At 71.9% G+C, this 13932-nt stretch carries 10 protein-coding genes; 4 read left to right on the top strand and 6 right to left on the bottom strand.

Features of this window, described 5'->3' with window-relative positions; translation table 11 throughout:
- Positions 1–72 precede the first annotated feature (72 nt).
- Both Ate02nite_RS32230 and Ate02nite_RS32225 read left to right on the top strand, forming a co-directional pair.
- Positions 73–2118 carry a hypothetical protein gene (locus tag Ate02nite_RS32230; protein ID WP_203811617.1) on the top strand — a complete coding sequence of 682 codons (2046 nt, stop codon included), beginning with the start codon at positions 73–75 and terminating at the stop codon, positions 2116–2118.
- Position 2119: 1 nt separating this feature from the next.
- Positions 2120–3622, top strand: coding sequence for a hypothetical protein (locus Ate02nite_RS32225; RefSeq protein ID WP_203811616.1), 1503 nt, complete (start codon positions 2120–2122; stop codon positions 3620–3622).
- Here Ate02nite_RS32225 and Ate02nite_RS32220 read toward each other — a convergent pair.
- Genes Ate02nite_RS32220 through Ate02nite_RS32210 form a run of 3 tightly spaced genes read right to left on the bottom strand, consistent with a single transcriptional unit; the run spans position 3619 to position 6901 of the window.
- Positions 3619–4563, bottom strand: coding sequence for an alpha/beta hydrolase (locus Ate02nite_RS32220; protein ID WP_203811615.1), 945 nt, complete (start codon positions 4561–4563; stop codon positions 3619–3621). The genes Ate02nite_RS32225 and Ate02nite_RS32220 overlap by 4 nt on opposite strands.
- A complete protein-coding gene (locus Ate02nite_RS32215) occupies positions 4560–5198 on the bottom strand; it encodes a hypothetical protein (RefSeq protein ID WP_203811614.1) in 639 nt (212 codons plus the stop codon). Before Ate02nite_RS32215 ends, Ate02nite_RS32220 begins: the two co-directional genes overlap by 4 nt.
- A complete protein-coding gene (locus Ate02nite_RS32210; RefSeq protein WP_203811613.1) occupies positions 5195–6901 on the bottom strand; it encodes a phosphatidylglycerol lysyltransferase domain-containing protein in 1707 nt (568 codons plus the stop codon). The genes Ate02nite_RS32215 and Ate02nite_RS32210 overlap by 4 nt, the downstream gene beginning before the upstream one ends.
- Positions 6902–7020: 119 nt before the next feature.
- Here Ate02nite_RS32210 and Ate02nite_RS32205 point away from each other — a divergent pair, with 119 nt between their 5' ends.
- Both Ate02nite_RS32205 and Ate02nite_RS32200 read left to right on the top strand, forming a co-directional pair.
- Positions 7021–7746 carry a cellulose binding domain-containing protein gene (locus tag Ate02nite_RS32205; RefSeq protein ID WP_203811612.1) on the top strand — a complete coding sequence of 242 codons (726 nt, stop codon included), beginning with the start codon at positions 7021–7023 and terminating at the stop codon, positions 7744–7746.
- Entirely contained in the window at positions 7743–9668 is a 1926-nt protein-coding gene (locus tag Ate02nite_RS32200) for an alpha-glucuronidase (RefSeq protein WP_239147852.1), read from the top strand. Before Ate02nite_RS32205 ends, Ate02nite_RS32200 begins: the two co-directional genes overlap by 4 nt.
- Here the strand turns inward: Ate02nite_RS32200 and Ate02nite_RS32195 are convergent.
- From Ate02nite_RS32195 to Ate02nite_RS32185, 3 genes are read right to left on the bottom strand one after another with little or no spacing between them, the layout of a single operon-like run.
- Positions 9662–11638, bottom strand: a complete 1977-nt coding sequence (locus Ate02nite_RS32195; RefSeq protein ID WP_203811611.1) for a beta-galactosidase — start codon at positions 11636–11638, stop codon at positions 9662–9664. The two genes, Ate02nite_RS32200 and Ate02nite_RS32195, sit on opposite strands and share 7 nt — an antisense overlap.
- A complete protein-coding gene (locus Ate02nite_RS32190; RefSeq protein WP_203811610.1) occupies positions 11635–12261 on the bottom strand; it encodes a hypothetical protein in 627 nt (208 codons plus the stop codon). Before Ate02nite_RS32190 ends, Ate02nite_RS32195 begins: the two co-directional genes overlap by 4 nt.
- 1 nt (position 12262) lies before the next feature.
- Complete coding sequence (locus Ate02nite_RS32185) at positions 12263–13909, bottom strand: ABC transporter substrate-binding protein (RefSeq protein ID WP_203811609.1); 1647 nt, start codon at positions 13907–13909, stop codon at positions 12263–12265.
- Positions 13910–13932: the final 23 nt, after the last annotated feature.

Here is a 13932-nt window from a genome sequence, read left to right as displayed (position 1 = left end):
CGTGATGACGACACATCAGCCGCCGGTCGCCGTGATACGGCAAGGATGGCAGCGAATGCGAAGGAGCACCGCATGACCGTGCATCTCCGGGGGCAGTCCGCGGTCGCCGAGCGGGCGGGTAACGGCCCGCTGGACCATCTGCGGACGCTGGTTCGCGCGCTTCCGGTGCCTACCGCGCCGATGACGTTTCCCAGCCGGGAGGCGGCGCTCGGGCTGGCCCTGATGGACCTGTCGTTCCGGCTCGACCATCTGCCGCGGCTGTCCGAGCATCTGACTCTGATGGATCGCGGGCACATGAGCCGGGTGATCAGCGTCGACGTCGACCTCGACCTGATCTCCGGGCGGCTGCGGGACACGCTGATGGTGCCGGGGGACGCGGCGCTGTGGGTGCCGGTGTCCCGGTACAGCCGGCGGGACCTGGCGCCGGCGGTCATCCGGGACTCCAACGGTGAGGTGGTGCCGCGGCTCTCGCACCGGGACGCCAACCGGGTCACCGCCGCCGCCTTCGTGAAGTTGCTCTTCATGCTGATCAGCGCGCACGACGACGTCTCCGACCAGGCCGGCCCGATCCACCAGCTGCGGCACACCCATCAGCGGTCGCGGTGGCTGATCGAGGCCGCGATCACCGAGCTGGTCATGGTCGGGTCGCCGGTCGGGCCGCGGATGCACACGCCACTCGACCACGCCGACCTGCCGGGCACCTCCCACCCCGTACGGGATCTGGCGCTTCTTGGTCTTGATGCTCTTTTTCCGGATGCCGGCGGAGACCGGTTGCTGATTCCGTTCGCCCGGCTGCTGCAGCTGGCCACCCGGCAGTACATCCTGGTTGCGCAGCTCGGCCTGGACCGGCCGCGCCGGTTTCTGAGCTGGGAGGCGCCGCTGCTGCCGGCCCAGCACCGGCCGGCGCCGCTGCAGACCCTCGCGAAGAACGTGCTGCCGGTCAACCGCGAGTTCGTGGTGGAGTACGAAACCGAGATCCCGCGCTCGGTCAAGGCGTACCACCTGACGCTGGAGGTCCGGCAGGAGATCAGCGTCCGGCGGTTCCTGATGGCCAGCGACGTCGACGAGGAGTTCGTCGAGGTCCTCGCCCAGGACCTGGAGTCGGTGGCCCGGCGCGCGGAACGGCTGGGCGACCACCACAAGCTGCTCGAGCTGGAGATGCAGGGCATCGCGTCGCGGCTGGCCGAGCTGGGCCGGCGGCGGCTGGTCGACCTGGCCAGTTACGAGGCCTACCTGGCCCGCCTGCCGATTCCGGTCGGCCCCGGCTCGGTGCCCCCGCCGCCCCGGCTGACCGCCGACCAGGTCATCGCGGCGCTGTCCGCCGGGGACTGCTCGCTCGACGTGCTCGCCGCGTTCTGCGCGCACTACGCCGCCGACCGGATGCAGCACCTGGCCCGCAGCGGGCTGGCCGGGCCGGCCCTGCTGAACATCGCGGCCGGGCTGCGTGCCGCGCAGGTGGGCCGGGACGTCACCACCGACAACGACCCCCGGGAACACGGCGCCCACGCCCATTGGCGCCGGCCCTCGGTCGAGCTCAGCCCGCAGTCCACCGAACCGGTCCGGGTCTTCGCCTTCATGGCTCTCGCCGACGAGGCGCCGGCCCTGATCGAGAACATCACCCGGATGGTGGCCGGCCTGGCCCTGGTGGTGCTGGCGATCGGGACGCTGCTGTCCGGCGGGGTCGCCTGGCTGTACTCGTCGGCGGTGTCCGCGAACTTCGTGCCGGCCCAGGCCGACGCCGTCGTCGCGGTGCTCCTGCTCGTGCCCGGCCTGCTGCTGGCCCGGCTCGACCTGCCCAGCACCAAATCGGTACTGGGTCAGCTGCACAAGTTCCAGCGGATGCTGGCCGCCGCCTCGGTCGCGGTGACCACCGCCCTGGCCATCGCCGTCGGCACGGTGCAGTCGGACCGCGAGATGACCAGGCTGTTCCAGGTCGCGCTGGCGGCCCTGATCGTCATCCTGGTCTGCTGCCTGTGCGAGTTCTACGCCCGGCGGATCCACCGCAGCAGCTCGGTGCCGCGGTCGACCCGGGTGCCCCGCTGGCTCCGCGACGCGCGCCGGGCCGGCCAGCGCCCGGTCGAGCCGGACGACTTCTTCGACGCACGTGGCGAGGTGTGAGGTGACCCTGCCCGCGAACTCCACCAAGTCGTCGGAGCTGGCCCGGATAGCGGCCGAAGCGGCCGGTAACTACTCGTCCTCGGCGCAGTTCACCCTGACCCACGGGTACGGCTCGCTGCCGATCTCGGTCATCAGCGCCGACCCGGACAAGGAGGACCCGAGCGACTGGCCGACCGACTTCTGCCACTTCTCGGCGGCCGGGCTGTCGGTGTCGACGTCCACCTGGCCGTCGGTGAACTCGGCGTTCAGCGGCCGGGTGCAGATCGACCCGGTGGAGCACGCCGGGCCGCAGGACACGTACTCGTACTCCGGGCATGCCGTGCCGAACCCCGGCTTCCTCAACCAGTCCACCCGCAAGGTCGAGGTCCTGATCACCCTGGGCAACACCCACTGGTCGCCGACCTACCGGGAGGCGCTGATGCAGGCGCTGATCATCGAGAAGCTCACCGCCCTGGCCGCCGAGCGGGACGCGCCGGTGCTGCACCTGCACACGCCGGTCGCCCCGGTCCCGCTGAGCTACAAGGCCGAGCGCGGCGACGGGTCCAACGAACGGCTGCGCGACGCGATCGGACCCTGCCTGCGGTTCTCCATCGGGGTCGACCCCAAGATGTCCGATGCCCGGCTGGACTTCGAGACGGAGCTGGCCGCGCTGGCCGAGGAATACGGCTTCGGCCTCAAACTCGACGATCAACGGCTCAATCGGGTACGCGGTGACTGGTTCACCATTCGCGGGTTCGATCGGGAGCGCTACCGGCAGGCCCGCAACCGGTTGTTCCCGGAGGCGTCCGCGGTCACCCCGCGCCGGGCGGTCATCGCGAGCGTCATCGGCCCGTCCCGCACCGGGACGACCGCGGCGGCGGTGGCCGCGTTGCGGGAACGGGGCGTCGGGGTGCTGGCCGCCTCGATCTCCAGCATGCGCCGCACCACGTTCATCAACCTGGTGCTGCCGGTCGCCGCCGACGCTCCGGCGGAGTCCCAGCAGTGGACCGGCGGCTGGCTCGACGCGCTGTCGAGACTGAGTCCGGGCCGCGGCGACGAGCCCGGCGACAGCCCGATCGACGACTGGAAGGTGGCGCTGAGCCCGGCCATGCGCTGCAGCTACCCACCGTCGAGCCAGCAGACCGGGGCCACCACGACCGGCCGGGTGCCGTACCCGATCTGGCTGTGGTGGCAGCTTCCGCACCGCACCGTCGACACCCCGGCGCTGCTGGCCGAGGTGCAGGCCGCGCTGCAACCGCACACCCGCCGGTGCGACATCGCCTACGCCCAGTCGCGGCTGTGCCGGGGTGACGTGGTGCGCGGCCGGGCCAAGCTGATCGTGATGCTCTCCCAGGAACACCGCGACCACGAGACCGTGCAGCGCCTGCTGGCCGACGCCACCGAGGCGGCCCAGCTGCGCATCCGGGAGTGGCTGCCGGCGCTCGGCCGGGTCGATCCGAGCAAGGTGCGGCTGCGGCTGTCACCCCGGGAGCGCTGGCTGACATACGCCGAGATCTCCGCCTAAGTAGGCCGGGCCAGATGGGCGGAGAGCCAGTCGAAGGACGGGGGCTCCATCCGGGTCCAGACCGCGTCGCTGTGACCGCCGTGGGCCACCACCGCGGTGGTCACCGTCAGCGGTGCGTGCGCCAGGGCGGCCAGGTGCCGGGAGTCGCGGGCCGAGTGCCGGTCGTCGCCGGCCCAGCCCAGCCACAGGGCGATCGGCGGCTGGGGCAGGTGACGCAGCCGCCAGCCGGGGTTGTTCAGGGTCTTCTCCGAGCCGTCGCCGATGGTGATGCCGGGGGAGGCGTAACCGGCCAGCGAGGCCGCCGCCGCGTACTCGCCGGGGTGCCGCAGCGCCAGGTTGGTCGCGCAGAACGCGCCGGCCGAGTAGCCGGTCAGGCCCCAGCCGGCCCGGTCGGTGCGGACCCGGTAGTGGGCGCGGGCGAAGGCCGGCACGTCAACGGTCAGGTACGTCTCGGCCTGCGGGCCGTCGCGCAGGTTGGTGCATTCGGTGTCGAGCAGCCGTTTCGGGGTCTGCCACGGGAACAGCACGACGGTGGGGGCCATCCGGCCGGCCGCGATCTCGGTGTCCAGGTAGCTCTGCACGTGCAGCCGGCGCAGCCAGGTCTGCGGCGAGCCGGGGTAACCGTGCAGGGCCTCGATCACCGGGAACCGGCCGTGCCCGGTGCGGTAGGCGGCCGGTAGGTAGACGTACATCGGAAGGGTGAGACGGCCCGGCACCGAGACGGTGAGCAGGAGGCTGCCGGAGCTGGCGGCGGCGGGCGTGCCGCCGCCGGTCGGATAGGCCTGGACCAGCTCGTTGACCTGCACCGTGGCGGTGCCGACGACGCTGAGCGCGGCGGCCAGGATCAGTGCCGAGCGGCCGATCGGGCGCAGTCGGCCCCAGAGGGCGGCGAGCAGCACGGCGGTGGCGACCACCGTGGCCAGAGCCAGACCGATGATCATCGCGTCGGCAGCCGGAGTGGGGCGGCCAGGGCCGGCGGCAGGTCGGCGGGGGAGCGGTCGCGGACGCCGATGCCGGCGGCGACGAACGCGTCGCCGAGCCGGCCGCCGCCGACCAGGTCCCAGCCGGTGGCGGTGACCCGCAGGTCCTTCCGGAGAGCGGCGGGCAGGCCGGACAGTTCGGTGCGAGCGGTGGGCGCGACGGTCACGGTCACCGCCGACGGGGTGCGCGGAACCGCCGCCCCGAACGACAGCACGACCGGGAACTCGACCCCGGGCCGGGCGCGGTAGTCGGCCGGGAGGACGACAAGTGGCGCCGCGGCCAGGTGCCACCGGGCGAGCTCGGCGGGCCGCCACCGAAACGACGTGGCGGTCAGTTCGTCCAACCGGCCGGCCGCGACCGGTGCGGCCACCGCGACCGTGCCGGTCTCGCCGCGCAAGGCCGCCCAGGACGGATAGAACTGCTCGTGCCGGTTGACCACCAGCCCGACCGCGACCACCAGGGACGCCTCCAGCAGCAGCACCCCGGCGACCCGGGCCGCGATCCAGGCGCGCGACCACCGCCACACCGTGACCGCACCGATCGCGGCGAAGGTGGCCGTCGCCAGCAGGATCAGCGGAAGGCCGGTGAGCCTCATGCCGGCACCACAGCGGGTCGGCGCAGGCCCGGCAGTCGAGGCTCGGGCAGGAAGGCCTCGGCGGTCAGCGCCGCGACCGCGATCCGCGGCAGGTCGCGGGCGGTCGGGAAGCACAGGTAGCGCGGTTCCCAGGCCGGCTGGTACTTCGCGTTCGACCGGTACAGCGACTCGATCTGCCACAGCCGCGATGCGACCTTCAGCAGCCGGTGCCAGAGCCGCAGGACCGGTCCGGCGCCGAGTTCCTCGGCCCGGGCGAAGACCGACCGCAAAACCGCGAAATTCAACGACACCCGGCGTACGCCGAGGGAAGCCGCCTCTTCGAGAGCCGTGGCGATCATCAGCTCGGTGAGACCGTTGTCGGCGGTGCGGTCGCCACGCATCAGATCGAGCGACAGCCCGTCGGCACCCCACGGCACGAACTGCAGCACCCCGCGCAGCGCCGCGTGCTCGTCGCGGCAGAGCACGAGCAGGCAGTCCGCGTCGCCCGGGTCGCCGAGCCGGGACAGCGCCATCGAGAAGCCGCGCTCGACCGGCCCGTCCCGGAACAGGTCGGCGGCCGCGATCGCCCCGGCCAGTTCACCCGGGCTGAGGTCGCGCTGCCGGGCGACGCGACACGTGTACCCGGCCCGCCGCATCCGGTTGACCGCCTGCCGCACCCCGCGCATCGGCCGGCCGTTCAGCGCGAACCCGCCGGTGTCCACGATTGCTTCGTCGCCGAGTTCAACAACATCCAAACCCATCTTCCGGTACGCCCTACCGGCCCGGTTTCCACAGCCCAGCACCGCCGGAGTCCACCCGTGCCGCTCGGCGTCGGCCAGCCAGGCGCCGATCGCGTCGGGCCAGGCCGACTCCGGCCCGATCGGGTCACCGGCCGCCAGGCTCACCCCGTTGACCACCCGGTAGGCGACCACGGCGGCCCGGTTCGGCGCCCAGCACAGCGCCTTGTCGGCCCGCAGCGCGAAATAGCCGAGCGAGTCGGCCCCGCCGTACCGGGCGAGGAGCTCCCGCAGGCGCACCTCACCGTCGCCGTCGCGCTGCGGCCGATGCGCACCCGGCCGCAGCAGGATCACCAGCGCCACCCCGACCGCGAGCAGCCCGCACGCCCCGGTGGTCCAGGCGACGGCGTCGGCGCCGAAGCGGTAGCGGAACTCGACCGGCCCGTCCAGGCCGACCAGGCCGAGCGCCGCCTCCCGGGCCCAGTCGGCCACGCCCGGCGCGCCGACCAGCCGGTTGGCCCGGATCGCCACCTCCAGGAAGCCGAGCAGGAAGCCGGCCCCGGCGAACCCGAGCAGGGCGGTGAGGGCCCGCCAGCGGTTCTCCGGGTCGGCGACCGCGGTGAACCGGTCCCGGGTGGCCAGTAGCATGACCAGCAGGATCGCGGTTATTCCGGCGGCGCCGTAGTCGAGGCCCTTGACCAGGTGCAACGCGATAGAGAGGGCGGCCAGGGCGACGGTCACCTGCCAGGCCCGGCGCTTGCCCCGGCGCAGGCCGGCGCCCAGGTAGATCAGCAGGAGCCCGACCACCACGGTGCCGGCCCGGGCCGAGAGCACCCCGGCAGCCGGGACGAACTCCATCAGGGTGGCCATCCGGCCGTGCCGGGGCGGCGCGATCGCGGTGACGACGTCGAACAGGCCGGCCAGCTGGACCAGGCGGGCGATCGTCCGGCGGGAGAGCGGCGGACGAGCGGACCGGGAGTGCATCATGGGGCCATCTTCTGTGCGCCGGCTTTGAACAACCGGACAACTTGCTGCTGACTTCCTGTGGCCTTCTGAATACTTCGACAGGCTTGAATGTTACGAAACGCGTCCGTAACATCCGGCAGATGTCGCACAGGTTCAGCGTTCTCCTCGCCGGTGCCGCCCTGACCCTGGCCGGTGTCGCCGCCGCGACGCCGGCCACGGCCGCCCCGTCGCTCGACCCGACGCCCGCGCCGACGCTGACCTGCCCGCCGGCGCTGCCGATCAGCGGCCGGGCGACCGCGGTGACCACCACCAGCGTGACGATCAGTTACTCGATGATCCTCACTCCGCCCTGCGGCTACAACCCGCCGGTCACCGTCACTCTGTTCGCCAGCCAAGCGGACGCCCAGCAGTGGCTGAATCCGGTGGCCGAGGCGGTGTCCGGGCCGGAACGTAACGGGCAGGTGACCCTGGACGGGCTGGCCCCCGGCACCGAGTACTGGCTGCGGTTCAGTGCCGACGGCAAGCACGATCCCTACCTGTTCCCGTCGGTGCGGACCGCGGCGGTGCCGGTCTGCGCCGCCACCGCCCAGATCGGCAGCACCTGGAGCGGCGGCTTCGTCGCCACGGTCACCGTGCGCAACGTGGCGGCCGAGGCGCTGACCGGCTGGCGGGTCTCCTGGCGGTGGGCCGGCGACGAGCGGATCCAGACGATGTGGAACGCGGTGCCGCTGGACTCCACCACCGGCGTCACGGTCGGCAACGCCTCCTACAACGCGACGCTGCCGCCCGGCGGCTCGACCACCTTCGGCATGCTGGTCGCGACCAGCACACCGACCGGTGATCTCACCCTGACCTGCGACCGGTGATCGATGCGGCCTGGCTGCCGGCGCGGGCATGGCGGGCGATCGGCAGCCGCCGCATCCGGGTGACCGGTCACGGACTGCTGGTGGACACCGTGGTCGACGAACTGCGGCAGGCCTGCGCGCGGTTCGGCGGCGAAGTGGTCCGGGGGACTGGCGGGGATCCCTGCGACCTCGAGATGAGCCTCGGCGGCGACGGGTCCCTCGGCGGTGAGGGCTACGAGCTGAGCGGTGACGAAACGTGCACCGTGCTGCGGGCCGGGCAACCGCACGGCCTGCTGTACGGGCTGTTCCACCTGCTGCGGTCGGACGACTCACCGGCCACCGGCGTGTTCCGGCCGGCGGTGCCGCGGCGGATGCTCGACCACTGGGACAACGTCGACGTCCACCCGGTGATGGGCCAGGTCGAGCGGGGCTACGCGGGCGGTTCGCTGTTCTGGCGGGCCGGCGAGCCCCGGCGGGACTTGGCCCGGGTCACCGCGTACGCCAGGTTGCTGGCCGCCTGCGGCATCAACGCGGTCGCCCTGAACAACGTCAACGTGCACGCCACCGAAGCGCGGCTGCTCACCGACCGGCTCGGCGAGGTGGCCGAGCTGGCCGGGGTGTTCCGCCACTACGGCATCCGCACCCACCTCGCGGTGTCGTTCGCGGCGCCGGTGCTGCACGGCATGAGCACCGCCGACCCCCTCGACCGGCGGGTGCGGGCCTGGTGGGAGAGCACCACCGTGGACGTGTACGCGACCATCCCCGACTTCGGTGGCTACCTGGTGAAGGCCGACTCCGAGGGGCAGCCCGGCCCGTTCACCTACGGCCGGTCGCACGCCGACGGGGCGAACATGCTCGCGGACGCCCTGGCCCGGCACGGCGGGGTCGTGCACTGGCGGGCCTTCGTCTACAACCACCGGCAGGACTGGCGGGACCGCGGCGTCGACCGGGCCCGCGCCGCCCACGACCACTTCACCCCGCACGACGGCACCTTCCGGGACAACGTCGTCCTGCAGGTCAAGCACGGCCCGCTGGACTTCCAGGCGCGGGAGCCGGTGTCGCCGCTGATCGCCGCCATGCCGGACACCCGGATCGGGGTGGAGTTCCAGGTCACCCAGGAATACACCGGCCAGCAGCGGCACGTCTGCTACCTGGCTCCGATGTGGAGCGAGCTGCTGCGCGGGGCGCACGGACCGGCGGTGGCCGACAGCGCCGCCGAGTTCGTGGCCGTCGCCAACGTCGGCGACGACCCGTTCTGGACCGGGCACCCCCTCGCCCAGGCCAACCTGTACGCGTTCGGCCGGCTGGCCTGGGAACCGGGGCTGGATCCGGCGGCGCTGCTCGACGAGTGGGCCGGGCTCACCTTCCCCGGGGCGCCCCGGCGGCTGCACGACGCGCTGCACGCGATCATGGACGATTCCTGGCGGACGTACGAGCGGTACACCGCCCCGCTCGGCGTGGGGTTCATGGTGCGGCCGGGCCACCACTACGGCCCGGACGTCGACGGCTACGAGTACACGCCGTGGGGCACCTACCACCACGCCGACCGGGACGGCGTCGGCGTGGACCGGACGGTGGCCACCGGCACCGGCTGCGCCGGCCTCTACCCGAAGCCGTGGGCGAAGATCTACGAGTCGCCGGACGAGTGTCCCGACGAACTCGCCCTGTTCTTCCACCACCTGCCGTACCAGCATGTGCTGAGCAGCGGGGTCACCGTCATCCAGCACATCTACGACACGCACTTCGCCGGTGCGCGCGAGGCCGCCGAGATGCGCGAACGCTGGGCCGGCCTGGCCGGCACCGTGCCGCCGGCCAAGTACGAGCGGGTCCGCGAACTGCTCGACGAGCAGGTGCGGTCGGCCGAGGAGTGGCGGGACCAGGTCAACACGTACTTCTTCCGCAAGTCCGGGGTGCCGGACGCGAGGGGCCGCCGCATCTACTGAACCAGGATCAGCACGTCGCGCGGGGCCAGGAGAAGCGGATCGCCGCGCCGCACCGAGACCCCGGTGAGGAGCTCGGACGCATCGGCGTGCGCCGTCACCGAGACCGGCTCGGCCCCGTGGTTCAGCAGGAACGTAGCGCGCCCCCGCTGGACGGCCTCAACCCCCGGGTAGGGCCCGCGCAGCCCGTGCCGGTCCAGCACCCGGCCCACCACCCGGTCGACGCCGTCCTGGTCGAGCGCGGTCGCCACGTACCAGCCCTCGCCGGCCCCGAAGGCGTTCCGGGTCACCGCGGGCGTCCCGGCGTAGAAGTCGTTCCGATAGGTCGCCACCACTTCGGCCCCGCGCGGGATGACGATCTCGAACACCAGGCGGCCGGCCGCCGTGAGGTCGCCGAAGTCGACCGGGTTGACCACCTCGGCCGGCCGGGCGTCCCACTCGTCGACCCGGATGCCCATCAGGTCGCCGAGCGGGCCGGGCACGTCGGCCAGGAACGCGTTGTCGTCCTCGTCGACCCGGCCGGACAGGAACGTCGTCAGCACCGTGCCACCACGCCGGGCGACGTCCTCGAGCCGGCCGGCCAGATCACCCTTGACCATGTGCAGGACCGGCGCGATCACCACGTCGTACGGCGCGAGGTCGGCGGTCACCGGGACCACGTCGACGCTTGCGCCGGCCGCCCACACCGCGCGGTGGTACGCACGCACCACCTCCTGGTAGCGCACCAGCCGGGACGGCCCGTCCGAGATCTCCAGGGCCCACCAGCTGTCCCAGTCGAACAGGATCGCCACCCGGGCCGGCGTCCGGCCGCCGAGCACCGCGTCACCGGCCCGGGCCAGCTCGGCACCGAGCGCGGCCACCTCGCGGAACACCCGGGTGTCGTCGCGGCCGGAATGCCCGATGACCGCGCCGTGGTACTTCTCGCAGGCGCCGCGCCCGGCCCGCATCTGGAAGAACAGCACCGCGTCCGCGCCGTGCGCCACCGCCTGCCAGCTCCACAGCCGCAGAACCCCGGGCCGTTTCAGCGGGTTGACGTCCCGGCTGGCGGTCACGCTGGGGGTCTGTTCCATCAGCCAGAACGGCCGCCCGCCCTTGATCCCGCGCATCAGGTCGTGGGTGAACGCCATCCACTCCGGGTGCTCGTCGTCGGGCGGATAGCAGTCCCAGGCGACGAGATCGAGGTCGGCGGCCCAGCGGTGATAGTCGATCGGCCGGTACGCGCCCATGAAATTGGTGGTCACCGGCGTACCCGGGTCGGATTCTCGGATTGCCGCTTTTTCATCGCGGAAGTTGGCGAGCATGGCCTCCGACATGAACCGCAGGTAGTCGAGGGTGATGCCCTGGAACGCGGTGTGGTCGGGCCCGTGCCAATGCTCGGTGAGCGCGGACGGCGGCTCGATCTCGTCCCACGCGGTGAAGGTGTGCGACCAGAACGTGGTGTACCAGGCCTCGTTGAGCCGGTCCAGCGAGCCGTACCGGTCGCGGAGCCAGAGCCGGAAGGCGGCCGCGCAGTGCTCGCAGTAGCAGGCGCCGCCGAACTCGTTGCCGACGTGCCAGACGACGATCGCCGGGTTCCGGGCGTACCGCTGGGCCAGCCGCCGGGCCATCTCGGTGGACAGCCGGCGGAAGACCGGCGAGCTCGGGCAGGAGTTGTGCCGCTGGCCGAAGCGGTGCCGGCGGCCCTCGAAGTCGACCCGGGTCACCTCGGGATGCGCCCGGGCCAGCCAGGCCGGGTGCGCGCCGGTGCCGGTGGCCAGGACGACCGACCGGCCCTCAGCGGCAGCCCGCTCGACGATCCGGTCGAGCACGGTGAAGTCGTAGGTGTCCGCGGCGGGCTGGGTGAGCGCCCAGGTGAAGACGCCGACGGTGAGCGTGTCGATCCCGGCCGCCTCGAACAGCCGGTAGTCGTCGTCCCACACCTGCTCCGGCCACTGCTCCGGGTTGTAGTCCCCGCCGTACCGCAGCTTGGTCATTGAACGAATTTCTCCTCGATCTCGGCGCGCAACGGCCCGGCGGTCCGCAGCAGCATCGCGGCGAAGCCCGCGGCCGCCAGGGCCAGCACGGCCTCGGACCAGAGCACGACGACCAGCACGGCCAGCGCCAGCAGGCCGGCCGTGCCCAGCGCCGTGCGGAGCAGGAAATAGGCGGCCAGCCGGGCCGTGTCCCGGGTGCGGAACGTGAACAGCGACGCGATGACCAGGGCGTTCGCCTGCCACAGGGTGGCCACCAGGGCCACCGCGGCGACCGGGATCGGCCACCAGCCGTGCCCGAGATTCAGCCCGAGCACGGCCATCCAGGCCAGCCACGGCACCCACAGCTTGAGCACCCCGGCCGCGTTCCGCCGATAGCCGCGCCGAAACGCCCGCGCCGGTGCGAGGTCGGCCGGGTCGTCGCTGCGCCACCGCAGCGCGTAGAGCGCGGCGGACAGCGCCGGCCCGACCGGGATCGCGCAGGCCGCAACGAGCGGGATGTTGCTGGCGTCCCGGTCGAGCAGCACCAGCACGACCAGGCCGGGCGCCCCGGTGAGCAGCAGGAGCAGCTCGACCACGAGCAGGGTGTGGACGAGCGAGGCGACCCGGCCGAGCGCGACGATCAATTCACTTCTTCTCCTTGAACCGGGCGTACGCCTTGTTGGCCAGCTCGATGTACTTGTCGCCGCCCTTGGCGTTCAGCTCGGCGACGTACTTGTCCCATTCGGACAGCGGCCGCTTGCCCAGGATGAAGGCCAGCGTCGATTGATTGACGTGGTCGGCGATGGCCGCCTCCCAGAGGCCGGCCTGTTCGCGCTCCTCCGGGCTGAACGGGTGCGGCGGCCCCACCTCGCGGGTCGTCCGCTTGTTCATCTCGGCCTGGAACGCCTTCTCCTCGTCGGAGAACTGCGAATTCAAAATCTTGGTGCTTCCGCCGTACGCGAAGACGCCGTTGAAGAATCCGTAGTCCACCTGCAGGTTCTTGGGCGCCGACGGGTTCAGGCCGGCCCACTTGATCTGCGGGTTGAGCTTGAACGAGCCGTCCTCGACGCTGCCGGTGTAGGTGTCGCCCTCGATGCCCCACTTGCTGAACATCAGCCCGGCATCGGAGTACCAGAGCCAGTCGATGAACTGCAGCATCGCGACGAAGTTCTTGCTCTCCAGGGCCTTCTTGCCGAGCATGATGCCGTTCTCCAGCCGAGATTCGCCGGACAGCGTCGCGCCCAGCGGACCGGTCGGCAGCGGGATCTTCACCACCTTGGCACCCGGGACCTTCTCCAGGTCCAGGCGGGCCTCGTTGACCACGGTCTGCGCGTTGACGCTGAGCACGAACGACTTGCCGGAGGCGAACTTCTGCCGGGCCGCGTCGTCGGTCTGGGTGAAGCTTTCCGGGTCCATCAGCTTCTCGCTGACCAGGGTCTGCAGGTACTGCACGACCTGGCGGTACTGGTCCATCGCGCCGCTGAGGACGAACTTTCCGGCGCCGCCGTCCCAGTAGGCGGTCTGGTAGGTCCAGCCGGCGTACGTGCCGTAGGCCGCGGCCAGCAGGCCGAACAGGTTGTTGGCGCCCGGGCCGGGTTTCTGCGTGCTCCACCGGTCGGAGAACGGATACTGGTCGGGGTACGCCTTCTTCAGCCCGCGCAGGGTGGTGGTCAGCTCGTCCCAGGTGGCCGGCACCGCCAGGCCGTGCTTCTCCAGGATGTCGGTGCGCACGCCCAGCGAGTAGTCCTGCCAGACCGCCTCGTGCAGGCCGGGCAGCAGGTAGTACTTCCCGTCCTGCTGACTGATCGCCGCCAGGTTGCCCTGCAGGTTCCAGCGCTGCACCTTCTCGGTGAAGTGCGGCATCAGGTGGACGTAATCGCTGACCGGGAGGATCGCGCCGCCGGCGATGAACGCCTCCTCGGCCGGGTGGTACGTCTTCGGGATGATCTGCGGGGCGTTGCCGGCGCTCACCACAACGCTGACCTTCTGGTTGTAATCGCTGCCCGGCACCGCGGTCGGCTCGAACGAGACGTTGGTGCGCTTGCCCAGCTCGACAAGCATCGGCCAGTCCGCCTTGAACGGGTAGTTCTGGTTGCTGAGCATCATGATCGAGAACTTGAGCGGCTCGGTCGCCTTGAACTGGTCGCCGACCTTGAAGCCGTCCATCGAACCGGCCTTCTTGTCGTTCACGTCGGTGGATCCGGAACCGTCGCCGTCGTCGCAGCCGGCGAGCGTGACGACGGTGGCGGCACCGGCCGCGGCCAGTAGTTGCCGTCGGGATAGCTGAGCCATGGGGGGGAACTCCAATGTGGGGG

Origin of the sequence: Paractinoplanes tereljensis, assembly GCF_016862435.1 — a bacterium.
In the GTDB taxonomy this organism is placed as follows: Bacteria; Actinomycetota; Actinomycetes; order Mycobacteriales; family Micromonosporaceae; genus Actinoplanes; species Actinoplanes tereljensis.
This window is presented reverse-complemented; position numbering and strand designations above follow the sequence as displayed.